Genomic DNA, 26,359 nt, shown 5'->3' with positions numbered 1-26,359 from the left:
CTTTTTCAGAACCTGTTGACGCTGGACGCCGCCTCGCGTCCGGCGATGTGGCCGAAGACCAGACCCGGCCCGATCGTGGCCCCGGCCCCCGGATAGGCCATGCCGGTGAACCCGCCGGAGACGTTCCCTGCGGCGTAAAGGCCGGGGATGCGGCCGCCCCTGACATTCACCACTTCTGACTTGGCGTTGATCTTCGGACCACCCTTCGTGCCGAGAACGCCGGAATAGACCCGGCAGGCGTAGAAGGGACCTTGCTGGATCGGTCCTAGCGACTGGAGTGCCCCTTCGCGTGACGGATCGCCATAATGGCGGTCATATTTGCTCCGGCCACGGTGGAAGTCGGGGTCCTCACCCCGTTCGACACTCGCGTTGAAGCGTGTGACCGTGTCTTCAAGGCCATCGGGGTTTACGCCGATTTTCTCCGCCAGTTCGCGCAGCGTCGGCGCGGATTCGAGCCATGCCGGAATCGGATCGCCAGGATAGCGCGTGCCGAACGGATATTTGTCGAGGAAAGTCGCATCCAGGATGATCCAGGCGGGCAGGTTCGGATAGTCGAACGCTACCGGATCGAAATTGCGGAAGGAGCGGCCGACGTCATTATAATTATGGGCTTCGTTGACGAAACGCTTGCCCGCGCGGTTGACCATGATCGAACCGGGGGAGGCTCTTTCGCCGACCACCATGCGATTGAGTTGCTGCCCCTCATATTCGTCACCCGGAATGCGGATCATCGGCATCCACCAGGCTTCATGGGCGTTGGCCATGCTCGCCTGCGCTTCGGCCGCCATGATCAGGCCATCGCCCTCATTGAAAGGGGGGCTGAGCGGACCTTCGATGGGAGCGCCCATCAGGTCGGTCGCCATGTCCTTGTTCCATTCAAAGCCGCCGCTTGCCAGAATGACGGCGCGACGCGCGCCGATCCGGACCATGCGGCCATCCTGTTCGACCTCAATGCCGACAATGGCGCCATCGTCGATCACCAGACGGCGACCACGGGCGTTGCGGCGAAACTCCACGCCCTTGTCCACCGCGCCCTTGATAAGGCCAGCCATCAGCGCCATGCCGGTGCCCACCATGCCCTTGGCGAGGCGGTCGCCGATGATTTCAGGATCCAGCATGTTTGTCCCGTCATCGATGTCGGTCATCGCGACAGGCAGCGGGAAGCAGGGCGCGGAACGCAGATGCGCGCGCAGTTCACCCAACTCGCCCGCAGGAAAGAGGCCGGGGCTTACCGAGCGGCCGAAGGTGCCGCCGGGATGTTCCGGGTGATAGTCGGGCGTCTTGAGCGCCCGGAACGCCAGCTGGGTCTCTTGCTCAAGATAACGCAGCACGCCTGGCGCTTCATCGACATAGGTTTCGGCCAGTTCGATGTCCATTTTGCCGAGCGAAAGGCTGCGAAGATAGGTGAGTGCCTGTTCGCGCGAGTCGGTCGTTCCAACCTCGTGCATGTGGTGATTGTTGGGGATCCACGGCACGCCGCCCGACACGGCGCTCGTCCCGCCCAGCTTGTCGCTGCGCTCCAGCACCAGCGTCTTGCAGCCGCGATGCTGTGCCGCGATCGCAGCCGACACGCCCGCCGCGCCGGAGCCCATGACCACCACGTCGAAAACCTCATCCCATACCGGCATTATAGCTCTCCAGTCGCTCGCGGTTCGCGCCGCTTCCTATGTCGTTTGCACTTGTCACGCATGGCTGCGGCCCCTGACCAGGTCCGCCGCCTTTTCGCCGATCATGATGGCGGGCATATTCGTGTTCCCGCCGACGAGCGTCGGCATCACCGACGTGTCGGCGACCCTCAGCCCGCCAATGCCCCTGACCCGCAGACGGGCGTCGACGACGCTGTCATCGTCCGATCCCATCTTGCATGTCCCGGCAGTGTGATAATCCGCACTTGCATTAGCACGGATGAAGGCATCGATCTGGCTGTCAGTCTGTACCGACGCGCCCGGCGACAATTCATCGCCGCGATAGGGATCGAAGGCGGCCTGTCCGAAAATCTGGCGGCACACTCGGATGCCGTTGCGGAAGTCGACCATGTCGCGGGCATCGCTGAGGTAGCGGTGATCCACGACCGGGGCGGCATGCGGGTCGGGCGAGGCCAGCGTCACATGCCCTCGGCTGTGCGGCCGGACGACGCAGACATGGGCCATGAAGCCATGACGCGGCATCAGGCCGGTCAGCGTGTCATTCATCAGCGCCAGCACCAGCGAGAGCTTTATGTCGGGTTCGGCGACGTCCGGCCGCGATCGCACATAGGCGACTGCTTCCATGCCAGTGCTGGCGAGCGGCCCCTTACGGAAAGCCAGATATTGCGCGAAGGCCAGCGCGCCCTTCAGCGGGCTGACATATTGATAATGGGATACTGGCTGCGTCACCGCCTGCTTCACATAAGTGGACAGATGGTCCTGAAGATTCTGACCGACGCCGGGCAGATTATGGACCGGGTCGATGCCGACCTGTGACAGGGTCGCCGCGTCACCGATGCCGGACAGCATCAGAAGCTGGGGCGAATTGATGCCCCCGCCGCAGAGGATCACCTCGCCCCCTGCACGAAGGTCAAGCTCCTGCCCTTTCTCGCGGATGCGGACGCCGACGGCGCGGCCGTTTTCGACCAATATCTTGAGCACTTGCGCGCCGAGACGCACGTCGAGGTTCGAGCGTGAGCGAACCGGCTTTATGTAGGCGGTCGCCGCGCTCCAGCGGCGGCCCCGGCTGACGAACATGTCGACGGGACCGGCGCCATCGCGAACCGCGCCGTTGGTGTCGTTATTGTAAGGATAGCCAGCTTCTTCACAGGCTTGCAGGAACGCCTTGGCGAGTGGATTATGGACGCCGGGACGGCTGATCCTGACCGGCCCGGAGTGACCGTGCCACCGCGCATCGCCGCCCGGCTCGTAACTTTCGGCCCGCTTGAAATAGGGCAGCACGTCCTCATAGGACCATCCGACATTGCCCAGCGCCGCCCACCGATCATAATCGCTCGGCGTGCCTCGATCATAGATCATGCCGTTGATCGAGCTGCCGCCGCCCAGAACCTTGCCGCGGGGCAGAAAGAGGACGCGGTCGTTCAGTTCCTCCTGCGGCGCGCTCCTGTAGTTCCAGCTATGCTTGCCCGACGTCAAAAGCGGCATCAGTCCGCCGGGCGCATGGATGAGGGGATCACGGTCAGTGCCCCCCGCCTCAAGTAGAATCACTTTGTGACGGCTGTTTTCCGACAGACGGTTGGCGACGGCGCAGCCCGCCGCCCCCGCGCCGACAACGATATAGTCCGCGTTCAACGCCCGCACTCCGGCAACGAGGCCTGCCCATCGTCAGCGGAGGTCCCGCTGCAATGGCTGGCCAGCGCGCAGTGGCGGAAATGCAAATGAGCTTGCAACGATCCTACTCCTTCAAGGCGCTTGTTCCGCCCCAATTTTTCCACTGGCGCCCTTATGCGCCCTGCCGCACCTTATGCGACCCTTGTCACATTACGCAATGGCGGCCGATCGCAGCTGTCTCAACTTACCTCCGCAGGCACCGCGACCTCTACCTGGCCATCCACAACACGCGTTTCGAACGTGCGGAGCGGCTTGTCCGTCAGCTGACCCTTGGGATTTCCGGTTCGCAGATCGAAGGGCATGCCATGTTCGGGACACAGCACCATGCAGCGCCTGATGCGTCCGGCCGCCAGGGAAAATGCGCGATGCGTGCATTCATTCTGCACACAGAAAAACTCTCCGTCCGCGTGACACAGCAGAAGGTCCAGGCCGTTCACTGTTATCGGCTTGCTGCTGTTGTTCGGCAGGTCGGCTGCCGCCGCGACGGGAAGGAAATCGGCGCTCATGCTATGGTCAAGCCTCCATCAACGACAAATTCGGCACCCGTCACATAGGACGCTTCTTGCGATGCCAGGAACAGCGACATGTTCGCGACATCTTCCGGTCGGCCCAAGCGACCGAGCGGGATCGGCGCAGTGGCCGCGTCGATAGCGGCCGGATCGCCCTGAAGCAATTGTTCGACCATCGGCGTTTCGATCGTGCCGGGGTGCACCGAATTGCACCGGATGCCATAGGGCGCTTCATCGAGCGCGACACTTTTGGTCAGCGCACGAACAGCCCCCTTGGTAGCAGCATAAGCAGCGCTTCTGTGAACACCCGTCAGTGCGGCGATCGACGAGATATTGACGATGGAGCCGCCGCCATTGGCACGCATGTGTGGGATCACCGCCTGGCAGCCCAGAAAAGCGCCCCGTAAATTGATTTCGAAAAGGCGGTCGAGCATGGCGACGGGTGTGTCAGAAACATATGCCGCATGATAGATGCCCGCATTGTTCACAAGAATGTCGATGCGCCCGAACCGTTTGAGGACGTCGGCGGCGAGTTCCTGCCATCCCTCTTCCTGACGGACATCCTGTGATCGGGACGACGCAACGCCGCCTTCCTGCGTGATGGAAGCCGCCACCGCCGCAGCGCCCGTTTCGTCAAGGTCCGTCAGGATCACCGACGCGCCTTCCCGAGCAAACAGACGGGCGGTTGCCGCGCCCATGCCGTGCATCGAGCCAGCGCCTGTGATAATTGCCGTCTTGCCAGACAGTCGACCGCCCAACGCACCTCTCCCTACAGCCTGCTCCATACCCGGCGTGATCGACCACCACGGCCTTTCAGAGACAGACAAATGTCATATAAGGACCATCTATCGCGCCGACGGAAAGCTGTAAAGTGATATCGTGCGCTAGGATACTATTTTTGCGACATCGGAGTTGACAGCCGTTGTCGAACCGACTTCACTTGAAACCTCACCCCGCTATGATATGGTTCAATGATGAAAAAACAGGGACTGGCGCCGCTCAAAGGTAAAGCGGAGAAGATATCAGCAAAGATCAAGCCTCACAGTTTGAAAGCGGATTCCGAGACTAATACCCTTCAGCTTCTTCAAAGCGAGTTGCTCTCCGAACGGGAGAAGCTGGGGCAGCGCGCGCCGGGCAGAGCGCGCGTCGACCGGATCATCGAAGCGACGATTGAACTGCTAAAGGCGCATAAGCCAGCTGACATCTCCATCGCCATGATCGCCGACCATGGCGGCATCACCCGGACATCCATCTATTCCCACTTCGCCAGCGTCGATGAGATATTGGGCCAGATCGCGATCCGGTTCGTCCAGCAGACTGGCGTCGAAGTGGAACGCTATGTTCGGCGGCGCAAACCGGAAAGCCTGGAGCAATTGGTCACGTTGATGATCAAGGGAATCCAGGATTATTTCAACCAACCCAGTCCAGCGAAGCCAGGCGCGCTGGCCCGTCACATTCCGTTCGAGTCCCGCCATTTGGTGCGGGATTTCGACAAGGTTGCTGCCCTGCCCTACCATACTTTGTGGCATACAGGCTGGGCGATCGAACCGCTGTCGGAAGAAGACCCGTTCCGCACGCTTGTCATCATCCAGTCAGCCATTTTCGAAGCCAGCATCCAGCAGCAGGGCAAGATCACGGATCTGGCGGTAAAGCAGGCGACAGAAGTCGCGCTGGATTTTCTTGCTCGGGCCGAAGCGCGTTACGGTGCAGCGCCAGAAGAAACCACGCCCGCAGAACCCACGCCGGAAGACAGGATAATGGCGGCCGCCAGAACCCTGGCCGCGCACGACGACCCGGCGCTCATTGAGATGGCCACGGCTCAGATCGAATTGCTCGCGTCCACGGTCACCAAATTGGCGGCCAAGCCAGCGGCAAGGCGTCGCAAGAAAGCGTGAATTAAGCAATGCCGACGCTGTGTCGGCATTTTCGCTGAAGTTCCCCGGCCCAACCGGCACGATCGCTCGGCCGGTGGGCGGGTGGCCGTGAAGGACGAGTCGTTCGCCTTCCCATCACCGCCACATCTCCGTAACCCGGCACCCGTCCGATTACGGCATTGTTCCGCGCCCATGACGCCGACGCGGTGAGCGGCGGCGCGGTTCCCCTGTCGCCCCCTTTGTCTTTGCTTTTCAACGTCCGACAAGCGTCAGATACTGGTCGGCGATCACCGGCTTGGTCCTACGGCCTATTATCCAACTTTCCATTATGTCCGGAATGGGTTTTCATATGATCCGTGGCCGTCCCAGGACGAGCCATCGGTAATCAGATTTATAGTCGCGCGAAAAATGACGCGACAAACGGAAGACCGACAACAGACATAAATGGAGGGGATAACATGCGGACCTTTACAGGAACTTCGCTCTTGGCGCTCAGTTTGGGCGTGATGGCACCCGGTAGCGCCTTGGCGCAAGCTTCGGCGGACTCGAAACAGTCCTCGTCGACTGAGCTGGCGGACATCATCGTCACCGCCCAGAAACGGGCCGTGCCGTTGCAGGATGTCCCCGTCGCCGTGACGGCTTTCACCGGCGAGGCCATGCGCGCGTCCAACCTGGATGCGTTGACGGGCCTGCGCGGCATGGTGCCGGGCATGACGATTTCACGCTCGGGCGCTGCGCTCAACACACCGCAGATCAGCCTGCGCGGCATCTCGCTTCAAGATCCCAACCGCGCCGTTGAATCCGGCATCGGTTTCACCATCGACGGCATTCCGCTGGCATTTCAGCGGGGCACGCTGCTCGACGCGTTCGACATCGAACGACTGGAGATTTTGCGTGGCCCGCAGGGCCTGCTCTTTGGTCGCAACACGACGGGCGGAACGGTGAACGTCATCCGCTCCCGTCCCGATCCCGACGCTCCCACAAGCGGCAGGCTGCGCGCGACGGTGGGCAGTTTCGGACGAACGGACTTTGAAGGTGTCGTGATGGCGCCGATCATTCCCGGCCTGTTGGCGGTCAAGGGCGCGATCGCGATCAAGAAACATAAGGGCGAGTTCCGCAACAGCATCACCGGCGATCGCGAAGGCAAGCGCGATATGCGGGATTATATGCTGTCGCTGGTCGCGACTCCTTCAGATCGGACGAGCATCTACCTTTCGCTCGAGCGGATGGAAGATGATAGCGAAGTGCCGCCCTATGTGCCGCTCCTTACCCCCGACCTCATTCCACTGACCGGCCCCAAGCTGCTGACGGCCAATGGTCTGGGCACGCTGGGATATCCGACTTATGTGTCGGGACAAAACATACAATGTCTCAATCCTGCGACCTCGATCGTTTGCAGGCCGCTCAGCAAGAAGCGTAATGATGTCGAGACGACGCAGTTTCCGGCCTATTATAATCTTAATGCCGTGACGCTGGAGATCGCGCACGAACTTGACGGCGTAAAGTTGGTCAGCCTGTCGGGTTATCGCGAGGATAAGGAAGATCAGCTCGGCGACTTCGACGCGACCCGTTTTGCGATACAGCGTAACGACAAGCGGGAAAGCTCCTGGCAGTTTTCGCAGGAGTTGCGTGCGGAAACGCAGTTCGATGGCCCGATCAACTTCGTGGCGGGCGCTTTCTTCATCGAATATGCGTTCACCGCGCGGCAGTTCCCGTCGGTCGATTTTGCCGGGCTGTCGGCGACTACCGCGCCGGGCACGGCCTACTTCAATTCACTCAACGCCTATCGCATCCGGCAGAAAAGCCGTTCCTTCGCGGTCTTCTTTCAGGGTGACTGGGACATTACGGACAAGCTGCGCCTGACGGCCGGTGCGCGGCAGACGTGGGATCGCAAGCAGACGAACTTCACGCTTTGGGGAAGGCTACAGCAGCCGATCCGCGATCAGTTCGTACTTGGCCCGCAGCAAGGTCCGGTGAGCGCTACGGTCAAGTTCGACGAACTGACGCCGCGCATCGGGTTGCAATATGAGGTCCAGCCCGACCTGCTCGTCTACGCCAATTGGAGCCGGGGCTATAATGCGGGCGGGTTTAATGGTCGCGCAGGAAGCATCGTCAACGCCGTCATTCCCTATCGTCCTGAAATCATGGATGCTTATGAATTCGGCTTCAAGAGCGAATGGTTCAACAAGCGGGTTCGCCTGAACGTCGCGGCGTTCCACAACACGCTGAAGGACAAGCAGGAAGATGTCCTGACGGTCGCACCGGGAGGGGGCATCGTTACGGCGACAGTGAATGCCGCCAAGGCGCGATACAAGGGCGTGGAGGCCGAATTGGCAGTGGTCCCTGTCGCCGGATGGACGATCACCGGATCAGCGGGCTATCTGGACGCGAAATATCTGAGCTTTGTCGGCAACCTCGCCGGTCAGGGCCTTGCGGACCTATCGGACCTGAAGCTGCGCCGCACGCCCAAATGGACTGCGGGTCTGATCTCCGACTATGCTTTCGACCTGGGGTCGGGGCGAGCGGGGCTGAACGCCGCCCTCTATCATACGTCGCGTTATGAGACGAGCGTTCTCAATGATCCGCGCGGATCCATTCCCCCTGTGACCAAGATCGACCTTGCCATGCGCTACCAGTTCCCGGTGCATGACAAACTCGACCTGACGCTGACTGGCTTCGTCAAGAATGTGACAAACAACACCACTTATGACGGGTTCACGTCAAGCAACACGATCGGGTCGTTCATTGACTTCGCGATCCCGTCGGTCGGCAGGACCTGGGGCGTGTCTCTGGCGGCAGACTTCTGATGGGATTGGAAGAACTCATTCCGCGCAATGAGAGGATGGCGCTGTTGCAGAATTGCTGGGTCGTGGCGGACCTGGACGATGCGATGGAGCGATGGCTGTCCATGGGGGTCGGGCCGTTTTTCCGGCGCGACTCCGACTATCCTGGCGCATTGTATCGCGGGCGGCCCGAGCCGCTCGCTTTCAAGGCGGCGCTAGCGCAAGCGGGGCCGGTTCAGATCGAACTGATCCAGCAGACGAGCAAGGGGCCATCCGCCTATCGCGACATGGTTCCCGAAGGCCAGACCGGCTTTCATCACATGTGCCGGATAGTGCACAATGTCGGTGAAGAAATCGGGCGCCTGAGAGCGCGAGGCATAGAGATGGCGAGTGAGTTCCGGTCGGTGGGCGGGGCGCAGGTCGCCTATGCCGACACCCGCAACGAACTGGGCTGCATGCTGGAACTGGTGCCCGCAGAGCCGGTGTTGATCAACCTGTTCCGCGACGTGGCGCAAGCCGCGCAAGATTGGGACGGGACCGATCCCGTCCGCATGCTGGAACTCAAAGACGGCTCGGCCGCACGAGTGGGAGGATCACAGTGAAGACAGAGGCAGCCAAGACGCTGGACGAAGTTACGTTCGCGACGACGGCGGATGTTGTAATTGCGGGGCTGGGAGGAGCTGGCGCTTCTGCCGCGATTGCCGCAGCCGAAGCGGGGGCAGAGGTTCTGGTCATCGAAAGAACCTCCGGCGGGGGAGGCTCTACCGCTATGTCCGGGGGGTTCATCTATCTGGGCGGCGGCACGCCTCCGCAAAAGGCCAATGGCTTTGCCGATACGCCGGAGAATATGGCCCGGTTTCTGAAGGCCACGCAGCCGAAGGCCGCCGTGGACAAGATCGAGGCCTATTGCGAGGGCAGCGTCGGTCATTATGACTGGCTGATGTCGTTGGGCGTCACGTTCAACGAACGCTATTTCGACGGCAAGCATTTCCACCCCCATAGCGATGAAACGCTGGTGTGGACCGGAAGCGAAGCCTGCTGGCCCCTGTCTGAAGCAGCGGAGCCTTTCCCGCGTGGTCACAAGCCGGGGGGCGGATTTGTCGGGCACCTGCTGTTCGACCGGTTGCTCCAGCGCCTGCATGAACTCAAGGTGCGCGTGATCTACGATGCAGCGGTCAACGCGCTGGTTCGGGACGAGGCAGGCGCGGTCGTCGGCGTCCAGTATCGGCAGGAAGGCCGCAACATGGCGGTGGCGGCGCGCAAGGGTGTGGTGCTGGCGACCGGCGGTTGCGAGTGGGACCGGGAACTGGGCCTTGCCCATGGATCGAAAGCTGGACGGGAAGGCATCGCTCCGCTGGGCGTGCCGACTGCCGACGGATCGGGCATAGCGCTCGGCCAGAGCATGGACGCGGCGATCGTCGGGCTGGATCAGAGCATGATCACATCGCCCTTCTATCCGCCCGCAAGTCTGGTCAAAGGCATATTGGTGAATAGCGCAGGCCGCCGCTTCGTGGCGGAGGACGTCTATCACGCATGGTCGACCGACGCGATTTTGAACCAGCCCGAGGGCAAGGCTTACCTGATCTGCGACAATGTCAATTTCGGCCGACCGGAGCTTGGCGACATCCGGTCCGAGCGCAAGCATGAGGTGGTCGATGCCTGGGACAACATACCCGAAATGGAAGCGGACCTCGGCATGCCTGAAGGGGCGCTGGTGGAGACGATCGGCAATTATAATCGCTATGCCGCGACAGGCTATGACGAGGAATTCCGCAAGAACCCCAAGTGGCTCGCCCCGATTTCGGAGATACCCTATGCCGCGATCGATTGTTCGGTAGGTTCGGCCTATTTCTGCTGCATCAGCCTGGGCGGCGTTGATACTGACGTTGATGGCCGGGCGCTGAAAGCCGATGGCACGCCTGTCCCCGGCCTTTATGCGGTCGGTCAGGTCGCCCCCAATCTGTCGGTCGAAGGCTGGGGCTATGCGAGCGGTCTGTTGATCGGCGGCGCGACCTTTTTCGGACGCAGGGCAGGCAAGGCTGCCGCCGCCGAACCGGCTCGCCGCGCTCTCGATCCCGGATCGAAGCACCCCGAATTACCGGCAGATGTCGCCTGATCACGCGCGAGTGATCGGCCGCCCCTCACATACCTATCATTTCAGGAGCATTTCATGACATCCACCCCCACGGCCAATCTCTACGAAAGATTGGAAGAAGATCCCTGGCGCTTCCTGGAACTGAGCCAGGAGGAACTGTTCGACCTGGATTATGCCGAAGTCGAAAAGATCCAGCTCGCCCTCTTCCAGCGGCGGTTCCGGGATTTGAAGCCCAAATTGCGCGCGCTCCAGCGTCTGGCCGAAGAAGTGGGGCTAGAGGAAATCAGCGGGTTCGATGACCTGACGCGTCTGGCAATGCCCCACACCATGTTCAAATCCTATTCCGCGCTGGACGTGCAGAAAGCGCGCTTCGACAAGCTGACCCGCTGGCTTCAGGCGCTTACCACGCACGACCTGTCGGCGGTCCATGCCGAACATTGTGAATCGATCGAACAATGGCTGCTGGAAGTCGAGCGGGTGACGCCATTGCGGCCCGTCACCTCGTCAGGGACGAGCGGCAAGATTTCGCTCTTCCCCCTGAGCACGGTCGAGGAAACGCTGTTTGTCGACAAGAACACCTATATCGTTGAACCTTATCGTGACGAGCCGGGGATCAACGCAAAAAGCGGAGAATATGTTTTCGTCTGTCCCTGGCCTTCCCGCTACGGCCGTCACAACATTCCGCTCATCATGCGTGTCCTGAAGGAAAATTGCTACGATGGCCGCGAGGACATGTTCATCACGCTGGACGATGGCACACTGACCGCAGACGAAATGTGGCTGAACGGACGGCTTCAACGCGCACAGGCGCTGGGTGAGGAGCTGGAACTGAGCCCCGCCGAGCAGGCGATCGCCACTGCGCTCTCAACCCGCGCGGCCAATGCGGATGAACGGTGGACCCGCTTCATCGAAAATGCCGTGATTGGCCTAAAGGGCCAAAAGGTCATGTTCTACGGGGCCAGCATGAATCTCTATCTCATGGCCGAAGCCTGCCGGAAAATGGACATCTTCGTCGAATGGCATCCCGATTCCATGATCATGACCGGTGGCGGTACTAAAGGATTCAGCTTTCCCGAAGGGTGGCGCGATGTCGTCGCCGAACGCTTCCCGCATCATGTGCCGGGGCGCGTGAAGGAAGTCTATGGCATGACCGAGTCCAGCTCGACAGCGGTCTGTTGCCCCCATGACAAGCTGCATCCCCTGCCCTGGGGCATCACGCACCTGATGGACCCGGCAACCGGCCAGTCGCTACCGCGCACCGGCACGCAGACAGGACGCATGGTCGTGTTCGATCCCATGCCAACCACGTTCTGGGCCGGGGTCATCACGGGCGATCAGGTGACGGTCCATTTCGACGGCGGATGCCCATGCGGGCGCAAGGGTCCGTTCATGGACAATGACATCAACCGCATTTCGGAACTGAATGGCGGCGACGACAAGATCGTGTGCGCCCGCACGCCGCAGGCCTTCCAGAGCCTGGAAGATTTCCTGGCCAAGGCGTCCTGATCCAATCTGTCTCGGAGTATCGAAGATGAAAGAATATACTATCCCGCTCATCATCCGGGGCCGCATCATAGAAGATGACCTGGTCCGCTTTGAAGGACGCCGGGGCGAAATCGCGTTCCTGACCCCCGACGTGAACAAATATCTGGACCAGATCGTCCTGCGCAATGGCGCTGACCTTCAGGATTATTATTCCGTAAGCCTGGACAATATCCTCGACTTCCTGGAGGAATTGGGCCGCAGGCTGCACCCGGACACCAATCCCGACATTCGGTTGGCGCTGGAAATGAATATGCAGTCGTCGGGCCAGTCGCCCGATATATTGCGCACCGCCTATGTTTCCTTTGCCGCGAACCTGCGGCGGACCATCGTCGAGGAAGCCGTCGATCAGAATATCGGCCGCGACTATCTGGAAGGCTGGAAGGCGAGGCCACTGCATGACCGCGACGCGATGGTGCGCGCCTTTGGATCGCGCATCGTTCACCTGAACGCAGGCAACGCGCCCAATGTGGCCTTGCACGCGGTGATCAACGGGGCGGTGCTGCGCTGTGACAATATCGTCAAAAGCCCGTCGAACGACCCCTTCACCGCCGTCGCGATCGCCAAGACGATGATCGCGATGGACCCCGATCATCCCATCACCCGCCACATGACGGTCGCCTATTGGAAGGGCGGCGACCTGGGCTTTGAGAAGAAGCTGTATGACACGCGCAACATCGACAAGATCGTTGCGTGGGGTGGCCCTGCGTCGATGAACCACATCCGCCAGCATCTGACCTCCGGCCTCGACCTGATCGCGCTCGATCCCAAGGTCAGCGCCTCGATCATTGGCGCGGAGGCGTTGGAATCGGAGGAGCAGATGGGCTGGGTTGCGCAGCAATTGGCCAAGGATTTCGGCTATTTCAATCAGGAAGGCTGCGGCAACAGCCGCCTCGCCTATGTCGTGTGCGGCAGTGATGATGCGTCGCTCGATCGGCTGAACCGCTTTGGCCGACTGGTGCATGAAGCGTTGCAGGTGCTGCCCGCTGCCTATAGCTCCCCCCATCCCGCGTTCGACCCGGTGTTGCGCGACGAGATAGAGGGCATCCGCTATTCCGACGATTATCGCGTGTTCGGCGTCAAGGCGAACGAAGGCGGCGTCATCGTATCGCAGCAGGCGGAGGCGGTTGAGTTCAGCGACCGGATCGGCGGGCGCGTCATCAATATCATTCCCGTGCCGGACCTGGATGCAGCTGTGGCAGCCGTTACCATCCACACCCAGACGATCGGCATCTATCCCAATGCGGCGCAGGCGGAAATTGCCGACCGGTGCATGTTGCGGGGCGCGCAGCGCCTCTCACCACTGGGCTGCATCGCTTATGAAGGGCTGGGTTATCCGCATGACGCCATGGAAATCATGCGCAGGCTCGCCCGCTGGGGTGTTCGCGAGCAATTTGACGAAGCCGTTGCGGAGGCAGGCGCAGGGATGATGTGCGCCGCCTGACGAGGCGGGGCACATTTTGAAGGGGAGCGGGATCATGGATTCTCCGATGGGCCGCTCAATGTTACGATCTTCCCCGATCGGGCGGCTCCGGTCAAAGCTCCCCTTCCTTTTTTAGCGCGCGGTTAAAGCACCGCCATCACATTTGGCGGTAGCGCTCGTCGATAAGCTTGACGGCCTCTTCTTCCCAATTGTTCAATATGTGACTGATCTGGTGGCCGATCTCCGACATGATCTGGCCCACCAGCATCGGGGAAAGGACAATGGAGGTGATGGAAAAGGCTGCAACTTGCGGGTCGGTATCCGCCCGATAATATCCCTGACTCACCAATGTCCGGACCAATTCCTGCATCCGGATGAAGCTGCCCTGCGATTTCTTCTGCCGATAGGAATTCCATACGGTCGAGTAGGGGCGGAAACTTTCGATCAGGACCACGCTGGCCGTGCCCCGGTGCGTTTCCAAAACCTTCATCCAGGCACTGACAATCTTGCGCGTGGCGTCCTGGCAGTCGGTCAGGAACAAAGTGTTGAGATCATTGAGTATCTGCGCGATGTCGCTGCTCAGATTGTCCAGCGCCGCGTCGATCAGGCCGTTCTTGCCGTGATAATAATAGTGGATCATGCCGGCATTGGTCCCGGCGGCGGACGCGATTTCCCGCGTCGTCAGATCCAGATGGCTCTTGTTCCGCAAGCCATGCTCCATTGCATGGAGCAGTTCGTTCGACACTTCGCGGTGGTCGGAGACCGTCGGCCGACCACGCGCAGAAGCTGCGTCAGGGCGGGCGTCGCCTGCGTTCGTCATGGGTATCTCTCCATCACTGTATCGATGCAGTCACTCCCGCCGACATTGTCCCATGAAAGGAAGAGAGGCGCAACCGCTACGGAAGGTGGCAGCGGCGCGCCTCACTCATGGATCGATTTGTCTTACTGAGCGATCTGGTGCAGCGCGCAGAGCTTGTTACCGTCCGGATCGCGCAGATAGGCAAGGTACAGAGCCCCCATCGGCCCCTCACGCACGCCCGGGGCGTCCTCAATGGAAACGCCGCCATTGGCTACCCCTGCCGCATGCCATGCGTCCGCCTGCTCAGGTCCCTGAACGGCGAAACCGATCGTGCCGCCATTGGCATGCGTCGCCGCCTGGCCATCAATGGGCTTGGTAATCAGCAGCGACAGACCGTTGTGCATGTAGATCAGCCGTCCGTTATCATCGACAAAGGCTGGCGCGCCGCCAAGCGCCCCAAGCGTCGCGTCATAGAAGCGCTTTGATTTCTCTATGTCATTACTGCCAAGCACGATGTGCGAAAACATGAAACTCTCTCCATAAAATATCACCCTTGCGGGCGGGAATGTGCAGATGGGAGCTGGGTATATTTCGAAATAAACGACATATGTCAATAACAGCACGGACTGTAGATTGACAGATGTCCGTCAATCCGTTGTTCAGGCGGGAGCGAGCGCGTCCTGCTCCGCCTCTCGCAAGCAGGACTGAGCGGCCCTGCGCCCTGTGAACACGCAATCCGCCAGGGAAAGGCCGCTGATATAAGTGCGCGATGGTATGCTTCCGGTAGCCCGGCCCGCAGCATAAAGGCCCGCTATGGTGCTGCCATCGGCGCGCCGCACCGCGCCTGTCGCCTCTTCGAGCGCCAACCCTCCCAAAGTATGGAAGGTGATGAAGCTATAGCGGTTGGCGAGGGACACGTTCATTGCGACATAGGGACCGTTGCCGAGCGACTTGAGATGATCCTTCAGCTTCGAAAAGTCATCGTCATGCCGGTTGCGGACCATGTCTTCATAGCGCCGTACAGTCTGGCGCAGGCGATTGGGGTTGATGCCGCATTTTTCCGCAAGCACGTCCAGGTCCCTCGCGCGCTTGGTGCCGCCGAGCATGAGATTCAGCATGGCGGGTGCGCCAAAACGCATGAACGCGTCCAGACCGTCCGTTGCCACCTGGCGCATCGCCTTGCGAATGTCCTTGGTGGACATGATCAGCCACGCCTTGCCCTCCGGTTGATCGGCAATGGCGCGGCCCAGAGTGCCGACATAGACGGCTTCGTTGGCGAACCGGTCCCCTGTCTGATTGACAAGAATGCCATCCAGCAGCGCGGCGGGAGGAGATTGGACCCGCCCAACGAACATCGCGTCCATGCCCACGGTATCCGCGCCCAGCGCCGTGCCGAGCTGCACGGCCGTGCCATCGTCACCCAGGGTGCCGAGGCGCATCATGGTCTTGTAATGCTTGCTCAGCATGGGCGCATGTTGGCCGAGCATGTCGAGGTTGAAGACGAAACCGCCCGTCGAAAGGATGACGCCGGTCTTCGCTCTTACATAGCGTAGCTGGCCATGCTCTCGCTCCATGACGCGCGCTGCACCGCTCGCGGCTTCGGCCTTGCTCTCCTTGAAGGGAGCGGTAGGCGGGAACTTGTCGTAATATTTCTGATGCTCGGCATGCTTGGCGGCCGGAAGCTCCAGCGCAGCGACGCCGACGACGCGCCCATCACCATCGACAATCAGGCTCTGCACGATCGTATGCAGCTTCTTGCGAATGGCTGACCGATCGGCGGTCTCGCGCAAGGCGCGATACAGCTTGTTGCCTGTGAAGCCGCGCCCCAGCGTCCGGTGCCCTCGCGGTGCGGGTTTGGCGTCGCGGCAATAGGCCTCTACTTTCTCATTGCCGGAATATTGCAGGAAATAGCCTTCCGGCGGATAGGTCGTCTTTCCGATGTAAAGCTTTGTCCCGAACACAACGCCATGCGACTGCAACCATTGCAGATTGCCTGCACTTTGATCGCAAAAGCGTTTCAGTGTTTCCGGCTGAACGACATCGCCGACTTCCAGCCGCAGATATTTCAGCATGTTGTCGGGATCGTCCTCAACGCCGTTTTGCCGTTGAATGTCGGTCCCGGCCGCATAGACGACGCCGCCGCTGAAGGCCGTTGCGCCGCCGCCATTGAAGCGGTCTATGGCAATCACGCTGGCGCCGTTTTCCACCAGTTCGAGCGCGGCACAAATTCCCGCGCCGCCATAGCCGACCACGACGACGTCAGCCGTGTCGTCCCATTGGAACATGTCCGCATTTTCGATGGAAATCACCGGCTGACCATCTTGGGAAATCATTTCATCTCTCACGCCATCATTTCCTTCGAAGATATTTCTCTGCCGTAGCTCATCACCGATCCGAACAACCATCCGCTTTTCCGCCAGCGCCGATTACAACCTCATGCCGCCGCTCGCCTGAATAATCTGTCCGGTGAGCCAGCCCGAGGCCGGGGATGCGAGGAACAGAACGATCTGCGCTATGTCATCAGCGGTGCCGATGCGGCCAAGCGCGGCCATGCTTTTGAACATGCGCATTGCCTCCTCACTGTCCCGATAGCCGTTGATGAGGTCGGTATCGACCGGTCCAGGGGCCACAGCATTGACCCGAATATTGCGCGGCGCAAGCTCTACAGCCATCGAAACCGTAAACGAATTCACCGCCGCCTTGCTCATGGCATAGGCGAAGCCGGGCGGCTGCGCCATCAGCCCGCTCATCGACGAGATATTGACGATCGCGCCACCATCATTGAGGCGCTTCAACGCCTGTTGGGTGACCAGTATCGGCGACTTGAAGTTCACCCGATACATGCTGTCGATTTCTTCTTCATCGATCGTGGTGATTGGAGAGGTTCGTCCAGCGCCGGCATTATTGACCAGAATATCAAGCTGCCCTCCAGCCTGTTCGTCAAACTGCTGGAACAGCTGCCCGACGCCTTCGGAATGGCTGAGGTCCGCCTGCACAATCACGGCATCGCCGCCCACTTCGCGCACTGCGGCTGCCGTCTGTTCGGCGCTTTCGCGGCGCGAAGAATAGTGCGCGACAATCCGCGCGCCGCTTTGCGCCAGAGCAACGGCGATCTGCCGACCAATGCCTCCCGAGGCGCCGGTCACCAGCGCAACCTTCCCGTCCAATACAGCCATCTTCACACCTCTCCCAATCAATTGCCCGACGCTTGAGGCCGGGCCAGCCGTCTTCACAAGACGGCGTCTTACGGTGTCATTACGTGACTAATGTCTGACAAACTGTCAATACTGCCCGCATATGTCCTTGATATGCGGTCGGGCAGACAGAGAGGGGAAAGCCCATTGTGTCTGCCAATCCGCCGTGTCATAGAAGCGTATATAAGACGAATGTCATTTAATTTCTGGAGAGGTCATGACTGAGGAGTTCGACTTCATCATTGTGGGCGCAGGCAGCGCTGGTTGCGTGCTTGCAAACAAGCTTTCCGAAAATCCATCGAATCGGGTGCTGCTGCTGGAAGCCGGTGGCGAGAACAAGCATATGTTCGTTCGCATGCCAAAGGGTGTGGCGAAGCTGGTCGGCGACCCGACATTCGCACAATATTTCCCGGTCCAACAGCCGCGTGAAGAAGGACTGGACGCGAGCGAGATCTGGCTGCGGGGCAGAGGCCTGGGCGGATCTTCCGCTATCAACGGCATGATCTATATCCGGGGCCAGCCTGAAGATTACGAGCAATGGGAAGAGCGCGGCGCGAAGGGATGGGGCTGGAACACCATGCTGCGCGCCTTCAACGCGATTGAGGATCATGAGCTTGGCGCGTCCAACGAGCATGGCGTGGGCGGCCCGGTGCATGTCTCGACCTCCAAGTTCCATTATCCTCTTGCAGACCGGATGATCGAAGCGGGCAAGCAAATGGGCTTGCCGCGTAACGATGATTTCAACGCCGGGAGCCGGGAGGGCGTCGGCTATTATCATTATAATATCAAGAACGGGCGCAGGCAGAGCGCGGCGGTCGCTTTTCTGGACCCGATACGCCATCGGCCCAATCTAGTGATCCGGACGGGCGTACAGGTGGACCGCATCATCATCGAACAGCGCCGGGCCAAAGGCGTCATGTGCAGGATCGGCGGACGCAAGACGGAGTTCCGCTGCCGGGGCGAAGTCATCGTGTCGGCAGGCGCGATCGCATCCCCCAAGCTGCTCCAGCTTTCGGGGATCGGGCCAGCCGAGGATTTGAAAGCTGCGGGCGTCGATGTCCTTGTGGACAGCCCGGACGTAGGCCGACGGATGCAGGAACATCCCATCTACGGCATCAACTACGACTTGCAGGGCGAAAAGGGCCTGAACCATCGCTATCGCGGTCTGGGTCTGGCCCGTAGCCTTGCCGAATATTTCCTGTTCAAGGGCGGCCCGATGGCGACGGTCCCGCAGGAGGTCGGCATTTTTGCCCGCAGCCGTCCGAGTGTAACCCGCCCGGACCTCCAATGCTTCGTTGGTGGCGTCACCCTGGCGCAGGGCGAGGCGGATGTTGCGGTTCCGACCAACGGCGTCAACAAGACGCCTGGCATGATGATCGCCACGGCGATGCTGCGAGCCACCAGCGAGGGTTGTCTTACCATTACGTCGCCCAATGCCGACGATCCTTTGCGCATCCATCCCAACTGGCTGACGACGCAGGAGGATTGCGAGACGGCGGTCGCGATGGTGCGTTTCGTGCGCAAGTTGATGACCCAGCCTGCCATCGCGCCCTTCGTGACGCGCGAAATCGCGCCGGGGCTGAACGGTAATGATAGCGACGACCAGATATTGACCGCCGTACGCCGTCATCTGAGCTGCGGAACCCATGCCGTCGCAACGTGCCGGATGGGCAGCGATGATGAATCCGTGGTCGATCCGCGGACCCGCGTTCGCGGAGTGGACGGCCTGCGGGTGATCGACTGTTCGATCATGCCCAACCTGACCTCGGGCAACACCAACGCACCGGTGATGGCAATGGCCTGGCATGCGTCTTCGCTGATCCTGGAAGACGCGCGCTAGAGCGATTTCCAAGCGATCGAGATCGATCGCTGGTTAAGAAATCGCGGCAAACAAAGGGTTAGGGCGACGTAGGGCAGCCGCGAGCAAGACCCGCAAAGGGCGCGCGCGACCAGCCAAAGGATAGAATGCAGGAGAGATAATTGTGACGACCCAATGGGATGAGGAAACAGACGTTCTGGTGGTAGGCTCTGGCGCGGCCGGTTGCTCTGCGGCGCTGGCCGCCCGGACGGCGGGCGCAGAGGTGCTGCTGCTCGAACGCACGGACAAGCTGGGTGGCACGAGCGCCGTTTCAGGCGGCGTACCGTGGATACCCAACAACCATCATATGCATGAGATCGGGCGCACCGATTCCCGCGAACAGGCCCTCACCTATCTTCGCCGCATTTCGCTGGGCAAGATGGACGACGTCATGATCGAAACCTTCGTGGATACGGCGCCGCAGGTACTGTTGTTCCTCGAAAAGGAGACCAATCTTCGCTTCCGCGCGCTCCAGATGCCCGATTATCATCCTGAATTTCCCGGCGGCAATATCGGCCGTTCGGTGACCGCAGGGATTTTCCCCGCTGGGCAGCTTGGCGAACTGCGTCCCGCGCTCCGGGCGAGCGCGCATTTCCCTATCCCCATTTCCATCGCGGATGTGGAAGACGGCATCAATGTGCTGGATTCCGAGATTATCGGCGGGCGCCTTAATGAAGATATGGTCGGCATGGGCGGCGCGTTGATGGCGGGCCTGCTCAAGGGCGCCATGGACCATGGCGTCCAGATCAAGCGCAATATTCGCGTGCTGCGACTTGTGCAGGAAGGCGACGTCGTGGTCGGCATAGAGGCGGACAATGGCGACAAGTCCCTGCGTATCGGCGCGCGCAAAGGGGTGATCCTGGCGTGCGGCGGGTATGAGTGGAACGAGGACATGACCCGGCAGTTCCTGCGCGGCCCGATGCATGGTCCGCACAGCCCGCCGTGGAACGAAGGCGACGGGCTCAAGATGGCGATCCAAGCTGGCGCCGCCCTTGGCAACATGTCGGAGGCATGGTGGCAGCCGTCCGTTACGATACCGGGCGAAGAATATGACGGGCGGCCGCTCGTCCGGCTGACCGGCATCGAACGCTGCGGTCCCGGATCGATCATCGTCAACCGGACAGGTCGCCGATTCGTCAATGAAGCCTGCAACTACAACGACATCGGGCGCGTGTTCCAGGCCTTCGACCCTGTGAACTTCGACTATCCCAACCTGCCCGCCTGGCACATCGTCAGCCAGGATTATATGGATCGCTTCCCCTTCCTGACCCGCTATCCGGGTGATCCGGTTCCATCCTGGATGGTGAGTGCGGACACGCTGGCTGAACTGGCGGGCAAGATCGGGGTCGATCCTGCCGGGCTGGAGGCGGAAGTCGCGCGTTTCAATGATAATGCCCGCAAAGGCGTCGATCCCGACTTCCATCGCGGTGAAAGCGTCTATGAGCTGTATTGGGGCGATGCTCAGGCAGAGGGCGCCGCGAAGACGCTGGGACCACTCCAACGCGGTCCCTATTATGCGGTCGAAACCAAGATCGGAACGATCGGGACGAAAGGCGGCCCACGCACCAACGAGCGGGCCGAAGTGATGAGCCTGTCGGGCGGCATCGTCCCCGGCCTTTACGCAGCGGGCAACGCCATGGCGAGCATCATGGGCATGGCATATCCGGGGGGTGGTGCGACGCTCGGCCCCGCGCTGACCTTTGGCCACATTGCTGGCCGTGAAGCCGCGCGCGGATCAAACCGCTTTTGAACACCCTGTCGAGCGGAAGCGGCCTCCCTCTTCCTGCGATGTTGACGAAGGAATTCCATCATGAATGATCCGAAAATTGTAGCAACCTATTACACGATCGCGGGCGATGCTTATCCCGGTGCGCCGGTCGCCAGCCCTTTTCCGCTGGAACGGCGCGCTGCGGCGGCGGTTGCTGCGGGCTATTACGGCATGGGCCTGTCAGGCGATGATCTGGCCGCGAATGTTGCCTTGCACGGCACGGCCGGAATTCGCCGCATCCTGGACGATGCCGGTATCCAGTTCCTGGAAATTGAGTGCCTGACAGACTGGTTCGCTCAAGGGGAGGCGCGGGCCGCTTCTGACAAGATGCGGCGCCTCTGGCTGGACACCGCCGTCGAGATCGGGACCAAGCATATCAAGATCGTCGGGGACATGGGCGACAGCGGCGTATCGATGGAGACCATGGCCGCCGACTTCCGGTTGCTCAGCGATCAGGCTGCGGAGGTGGGCGCCCATGTATCGATTGAGGTCTTTCCCCTGGCGAATATCCGCGACCTCAATTCGGGGCGGCAACTTATCGAAATGGCCGGGACGGATAATGGCGGGCTGTTGATCGACATCTGGCACATGACGCGTCCGGGTATACCGTATGAAGAGGTAGCTGCCCTTCCCGCCAGCTATATCAAGCATGTCGAGTTGGACGACGCGGCGGCCGAAGTCGTTGGTGGCCTTTTCGACGATTCGACGGACAATCGCCTGCTGCCGGGCGAAGGCAGCTTCGATGTACCGGCATTTCTGCGAGCCATCGCGGCGACCGGATATGACGGCTGTTACGGGATCGAGATATTGTCGCACGAATTTCGTGCGCTTGAGCCGGAGGAAGCGGCGAAGCGTTCCTTCGACGCCGTGGCGCGCCAGTTCGCGCTGGCACGGGAAAATGCCTGACCGGCCGTGGCGGCGCCTTCAATCGCGCCGCTGCAAGGACCATATGACAGTTTCAGGAGGACAGGGTGCCCGAGCAGGATCGGATTGAAGAAACCGACGTCATCGTGATCGGCTCTGGCGCTGCGGGACTCGCTGCGGCGCTGAGTGCCCGTCATGCGGGAGCAGATGTCGTCATTCTGGAACGTTCGGAAAAACTCGGCGGGACCACCGCGATGTCAGGGGGCGTGCCCTGGATTCCGTGCAATCACCATATGCATGAGGTCGGAACCAGCGACAGCCGCGAGGCGGCCCTCACCTATATGCGGCGCCAGTCTTTGGGCCGTATGGATGACGAGATGATCGAAACCTATGTCGATCAGGGCGCGGACGTCATCAAGTTCATCGAGGCGCAGACGGACATTCGATTTCGCGCGCTGAAATGGCCCGATTATCATCCGGAGCTTCCCGGCGGGACATTCGGGCGATCCCTGTCGGCTGGGTTGTTTCCCGGTAATAAGCTGGGAGATTTACGGTCGAGATTGCGGAGCAGCCTGACCTTTCCCATTCCGGTGTCGAGCAACGACCTTGAGGATGGCGTTGACATCTTCGACCCTGCCATAATCGGCGATCGGCTGGAAAAGGGACTGGTGGGCGTCGGCCACGCGCTCGTGGCAGGACTCACCGCCAGCGTGGTTGAGAAAGGCGTGCGCATTCTGTTCGGCATGCGCGTGCAAAGCCTTGTCATGCATGAAGGCGCGGTTACGGGAGTTGCGGGCAGCAAGGACGGCGAACCTTTCGAGATGCGTGCGCGGCGTGGCGTCATCATCGCCAGCGGCGGCTTTGAGTGGAATTCGGGTCTGGTGAAGGACCTGCTGCGCGGCCCGCACGAGGGGGCAGCGAGCCCGCCGGACAATGAGGGCGATGGCCTGTTGATGGCGGCGGAGGCCGGAGCTGCCCTCGCGAACACGGATGAGGCGTGGTGGATGCCGATCATGAAGATTCCGGGCGAGGAATATGATGGCAATCCCGCAATCCGTTTTGCCGTGACGGAGTTGACGAAGCCGGGATCAATTATGGTGAACCGCAAGGGGCAGCGGTTCGTGAATGAGGCCTGCAATTATAATGACCTTGGCCGTTCTTTCTTTCAGTTCGACCCTCAAACGTTCGACTATCCCAATCGGGAGGCGTGGATCATCTTCCATCAGGCTTATCTGGACAAATATCCTGTACTCACGCGCTATCCGGGCGATCCCTTGCCGAACTGGATGATACAGGCGGCGACGCTGAGCGCGCTTGCAGAACAGATCGGCGTCGATGCCGATGGCCTGGAGCGGACGGTTGAACAGTTCAACAGATCAGCCCGCGAAGGCAGCGACCCCGCCTTTCACCGGGGCGAGAGCCAATATGATCGCTACCATGGGGATTGGTCGCTCGACGGCGCATTGCAAACCGTCGGGCCGCTGGATCAGGCCCCCTTTTACGCCTGCCGGGTTTATCCCGGCGTTCTGGGAACGAAGGGCGGCCCGAAAATCAGCATCAGAGCGGAAGTGCAGAATTTGCGTGGAGGCAATATCCCCGGCCTCTATGCGGCTGGCAATGCCGCCGCGAGCATTACCGGCATGGCTTATCCCGGAGCGGGCGGAACGATCGGCCCGGCGCTGGTCTTCGGCCACATTGCTGGCCGGGAAGCTGCGGTCAGGACGAACCGCAGATAGGCTTCCTCAAAAAATAGATACATATATTTATCGTTCGCATGTTTACTTACTTGACAGCCGTCGTTGATGGTGCTGGAATGCGCCCACTTGATAGGGGTGCGGCAGTTGGCACCCGATGCGAAGCGGCCGAAAATGGTACTACTTCATAACAAGGTCAGACAAAGAAAACACAATATTCGCTTTGTCATACTTTCGGTCGAGTAATTCATAATTATAATATTTAGTCGAGGGGAAGATCAATGAAGAAGAAGACATTTTCGATCGTGGGCTTATTATTGGCGAGCGTGGCCCCCATGCCCCTGCTTGCCCAGACTGATGCAGCCCCGCAAAATGACGCAGCGTCCACATCCTCGCCAGTAGGGCTTCAGGAGATCATCGTTACGGCTCAGCGCCGCAGCCAGAACCTGCAGGATGTCCCCGTCGCGGTAACAGCGTTTACAGGAGAAGCTCTGGAAACAAAGGGCATTTTCCGCGTGTCGGACCTACAGCAGGCCGACTCGTCACTATTCGTCTCACAGATGTCCGGCGTTGTTGTGCCGTTCCTGCGCGGCGTTGGAAATCCCGGCGCATCGACACCGGGTAACGAGGCAAGTGTTCCTGTTTATATCGACGACGTCTATTATTCACGTCTTGCGAGCGCCTATCTGGAACTGGCGAACATCGAGCGCGTCGAAGTTCTCAAAGGCCCGCAAGGCACTTTGTTCGGCCGCAATTCAACCGGCGGCCTGATGCAGGTGTTCACCCGCGATCCCGGCGATACCACCGATCTTTCGGCAACGCTGGGCTATGCCAATTACGACACGATCAGCGGCAAGCTTTATGCGGCGACGCCGCTGGGCGAAGGCGTGGCAGCCGGAATTTCCTTCAGCGGTTTGAATCAAGGTGATGGGTGGGGGAAAAACCTGTTCACCGGCAAGGACACCTACCGGCGCAAATTCTATAATATTCGATCCAAGGTCGTGTTCGAACCGAGCGACACAACAAAGATCCGCCTGAGCGGCTTTTATACCTATCAGCGGCAGAACCAGGGCAATTCGGTCCGTATCTATCCGGGAACGACCCGTGGCTATCCTCTGGGATCACCACTTGAGGGCACCCAATATTTCGATCCGCCGGGCTTTTACGATATCAACGAGAATACCGAGATTTTCCATCGCCTGCGCGGTTGGGGTGGTTCGATTAAAATCGATCAGGAACTTGGCTTTGCGGATTTCACCAGCATCACTTCCTACCGGAAAGCCAAGGAATTACTGAATTATGAGGGCGATCATACCGAGTTGAACTGGCTGGCATTTCCGATCAAGATCGGGGACCGGCAGATTACCCAGGAACTTCAGTTGAAGTCTTTGTCTTCATCGAAGATCAGCTGGATATTGGGCCTTTTCTACATGAATTCGCGCACCGACGTGAATATCGCTCTCAATGGTGACGCCCTCACTCTGAACGGTCTTGCCAGCCAGAATATTGGTAGCCAGCAAAGGATCGAGTCGCTGGCTCCCTTCGCGCAGGCGACTTTCCCCGTCGTGGATGACAAGACGAATGTCACGCTTGGCCTGCGCTACACGAAGGATCGCGTGGTAGGGGACGGCCGTGTTTCGCTGACACCGCTAGTTGGAGCCGACATTCCAGCTGGTAGCTATCACCAGGTCGCCAACTTCGACAAATGGACCTACAAAGTATCAGTCGACCACAAATTTACCGACGATATCATGGCTTATGCGACATGGAGTCGCGGTTACAAGTCGGGTACGTTCAATACCATTCCGCTGGCCGCGCCACCGACCAATCCGGAAACGGTGACGTCCTACGAGGCGGGTTTGAAGATGACCCTGTTCGATCGCAGGGTGCGCGCAAACCTTGCCGTGTTCCGCAACGACATCAAGGACCCGCAGGTCCAGCTCGTCCAGCTTGTGAATACGCCAGCAGGACCGACGCCCTTTGTCGCCTTTGCCAATGCGGACAAGGCTCGGACCAAAGGTTTCGAATTCGACACAACAGTTCTGGTGACCGAGCGGTTGAGGCTCGATCTGGCGGGACAGTATCTCTGGGCGAAATTCCTCAGCTTCGACAGTGCGCCGATCAACGTTCCCATCTTCACGCCGCCTTGGGGCGTCGCGCTGGCAGTCGGCGATGTTAGTGGAAACCGGCTGTCCCAGACCCCGAAATGGAAAATCAACGCTGGTTTCAACTATGATCTGCCAACCTCTGTCGGTCAGTTCAGCTTCGCCGGTCAGATGTCCTATCGTTCCAGCCTGAAGTGGGATCCCGACAACGTGTTGACGGAACCGAAGCTGACCCTGTTCAACGGCAGCATCTCGTTCAAGCCGGAATTCAATGACAAGCTGACCTTCCGTCTATGGGGCGCCAACCTCACCAACGAGAAATATTACAACAACGAACTTCCGCAGACCAATACCCCTGCCGGTGATCTGGGCGGCGTTGGAGATCCGCGGACGTACGGGGTCGAAGTCCGCTTCGATCTCTGATCACGGTCGCCTGCATGGTTGCTGAAAAATAGGAAGATGACCCGCGCCAAGTAAGACTGGCGCGGGTCATGGACATAACCGGCATCGCCATATTTATGGTCGACAGGGCGC

At 60.2% G+C, this 26,359-nt stretch carries 19 protein-coding genes; 11 read left to right on the top strand and 8 right to left on the bottom strand.

The genetic code is table 11. The features are described 5' to 3' along the window. Positions 1-5: 5 nt before the first annotated feature. The 4 genes from ACZ5TB_RS14455 to ACZ5TB_RS14440 form a co-directional block, all read right to left on the bottom strand. Positions 6-1,628 carry an FAD-dependent oxidoreductase gene (locus ACZ5TB_RS14455; protein ID WP_464793121.1) on the bottom strand — a complete coding sequence of 541 codons (1,623 nt, stop codon included), beginning with the start codon at positions 1,626-1,628 and terminating at the stop codon, positions 6-8. A gap of 54 nt (positions 1,629-1,682) precedes the next feature. After that, on the bottom strand, positions 1,683-3,287 hold the full coding sequence (locus ACZ5TB_RS14450; RefSeq protein WP_464793120.1) for a GMC family oxidoreductase: 1,605 nt from the start codon (positions 3,285-3,287) through the stop codon (positions 1,683-1,685). Between the two features lie 209 nt (positions 3,288-3,496). Beyond that, positions 3,497-3,823, bottom strand: a complete 327-nt coding sequence (locus ACZ5TB_RS14445; protein WP_196227127.1) for a Rieske (2Fe-2S) protein — start codon at positions 3,821-3,823, stop codon at positions 3,497-3,499. Continuing rightward, entirely contained in the window at positions 3,820-4,653 is an 834-nt protein-coding gene (locus ACZ5TB_RS14440; RefSeq protein ID WP_464793119.1) for an SDR family NAD(P)-dependent oxidoreductase, read from the bottom strand. Before ACZ5TB_RS14440 ends, ACZ5TB_RS14445 begins: the two co-directional genes overlap by 4 nt. 219 nt (positions 4,654-4,872) lie before the next feature. On the opposite strand from ACZ5TB_RS14440, the gene ACZ5TB_RS14435 reads away from it, so the two are divergent. From ACZ5TB_RS14435 to ACZ5TB_RS14410, 6 genes are all read left to right on the top strand, one after another. After that, positions 4,873-5,721 carry a TetR/AcrR family transcriptional regulator gene (locus ACZ5TB_RS14435; protein WP_464793118.1) on the top strand — a complete coding sequence of 283 codons (849 nt, stop codon included), beginning with the start codon at positions 4,873-4,875 and terminating at the stop codon, positions 5,719-5,721. Between the two features lie 437 nt (positions 5,722-6,158). Further along, a complete protein-coding gene (locus tag ACZ5TB_RS14430; RefSeq protein WP_464793117.1) occupies positions 6,159-8,507 on the top strand; it encodes a TonB-dependent receptor in 2,349 nt (782 codons plus the stop codon). Continuing rightward, complete coding sequence (locus tag ACZ5TB_RS14425; RefSeq protein ID WP_464793116.1) at positions 8,507-9,085, top strand: VOC family protein; 579 nt, start codon at positions 8,507-8,509, stop codon at positions 9,083-9,085. The genes ACZ5TB_RS14430 and ACZ5TB_RS14425 overlap by 1 nt, the downstream gene beginning before the upstream one ends. Next, complete coding sequence (locus tag ACZ5TB_RS14420) at positions 9,082-10,599, top strand: FAD-dependent oxidoreductase (RefSeq protein ID WP_464793115.1); 1,518 nt, start codon at positions 9,082-9,084, stop codon at positions 10,597-10,599. The genes ACZ5TB_RS14425 and ACZ5TB_RS14420 overlap by 4 nt, the downstream gene beginning before the upstream one ends. Positions 10,600-10,653: 54 nt before the next feature. Continuing rightward, entirely contained in the window at positions 10,654-12,084 is a 1,431-nt protein-coding gene (locus ACZ5TB_RS14415) for a long-chain-fatty-acid--protein ligase (RefSeq protein WP_464793114.1), read from the top strand. A gap of 25 nt (positions 12,085-12,109) precedes the next feature. Then, positions 12,110-13,564 carry an acyl-CoA reductase gene (locus ACZ5TB_RS14410; protein WP_464793113.1) on the top strand — a complete coding sequence of 485 codons (1,455 nt, stop codon included), beginning with the start codon at positions 12,110-12,112 and terminating at the stop codon, positions 13,562-13,564. Between the two features lie 136 nt (positions 13,565-13,700). Here ACZ5TB_RS14410 and ACZ5TB_RS14405 read toward each other — a convergent pair whose 3' ends face one another. From ACZ5TB_RS14405 to ACZ5TB_RS14390, 4 genes are all read right to left on the bottom strand, one after another. After that, positions 13,701-14,363: a TetR/AcrR family transcriptional regulator gene (locus ACZ5TB_RS14405; RefSeq protein WP_464793112.1), complete on the bottom strand. Its 663-nt coding sequence runs from the start codon at positions 14,361-14,363 to the stop codon at positions 13,701-13,703. 122 nt (positions 14,364-14,485) lie between these two features. After that, the gene (locus tag ACZ5TB_RS14400) at positions 14,486-14,869 is read right to left on the bottom strand and encodes a VOC family protein (RefSeq protein WP_464793111.1); all 384 of its coding nucleotides are present in this window, start codon (positions 14,867-14,869) and stop codon (positions 14,486-14,488) included. A 132-nt stretch (positions 14,870-15,001) separates the two neighbouring features. Then, complete coding sequence (locus ACZ5TB_RS14395) at positions 15,002-16,687, bottom strand: FAD-binding protein (RefSeq protein ID WP_464793110.1); 1,686 nt, start codon at positions 16,685-16,687, stop codon at positions 15,002-15,004. 81 nt (positions 16,688-16,768) lie between these two features. Further along, complete coding sequence (locus ACZ5TB_RS14390; RefSeq protein WP_464793109.1) at positions 16,769-17,518, bottom strand: SDR family NAD(P)-dependent oxidoreductase; 750 nt, start codon at positions 17,516-17,518, stop codon at positions 16,769-16,771. Positions 17,519-17,753: 235 nt separating this feature from the next. On the opposite strand from ACZ5TB_RS14390, the gene ACZ5TB_RS14385 reads away from it, so the two are divergent. From ACZ5TB_RS14385 to ACZ5TB_RS14365, 5 genes are all read left to right on the top strand, one after another. Further along, positions 17,754-19,376, top strand: a complete 1,623-nt coding sequence (locus tag ACZ5TB_RS14385; protein ID WP_464793108.1) for a GMC family oxidoreductase — start codon at positions 17,754-17,756, stop codon at positions 19,374-19,376. 142 nt (positions 19,377-19,518) lie between these two features. Next, on the top strand, positions 19,519-21,144 hold the full coding sequence (locus ACZ5TB_RS14380; RefSeq protein ID WP_464793107.1) for an FAD-dependent oxidoreductase: 1,626 nt from the start codon (positions 19,519-19,521) through the stop codon (positions 21,142-21,144). A 60-nt stretch (positions 21,145-21,204) separates the two neighbouring features. Beyond that, complete coding sequence (locus ACZ5TB_RS14375; RefSeq protein ID WP_464793106.1) at positions 21,205-22,068, top strand: sugar phosphate isomerase/epimerase family protein; 864 nt, start codon at positions 21,205-21,207, stop codon at positions 22,066-22,068. 65 nt (positions 22,069-22,133) lie between these two features. After that, positions 22,134-23,762 carry an FAD-dependent oxidoreductase gene (locus ACZ5TB_RS14370; RefSeq protein ID WP_464793105.1) on the top strand — a complete coding sequence of 543 codons (1,629 nt, stop codon included), beginning with the start codon at positions 22,134-22,136 and terminating at the stop codon, positions 23,760-23,762. Between the two features lie 239 nt (positions 23,763-24,001). After that, on the top strand, positions 24,002-26,248 hold the full coding sequence (locus ACZ5TB_RS14365) for a TonB-dependent receptor (protein ID WP_464793104.1): 2,247 nt from the start codon (positions 24,002-24,004) through the stop codon (positions 26,246-26,248). Positions 26,249-26,359: the final 111 nt, after the last annotated feature.

Source organism: Sphingobium sp. TomTYG74, from assembly GCF_055393875.1.
The sequence above is the reverse complement of the archived record's forward strand: the minus strand, read 5'-3'. Positions and strand labels throughout refer to the sequence as shown.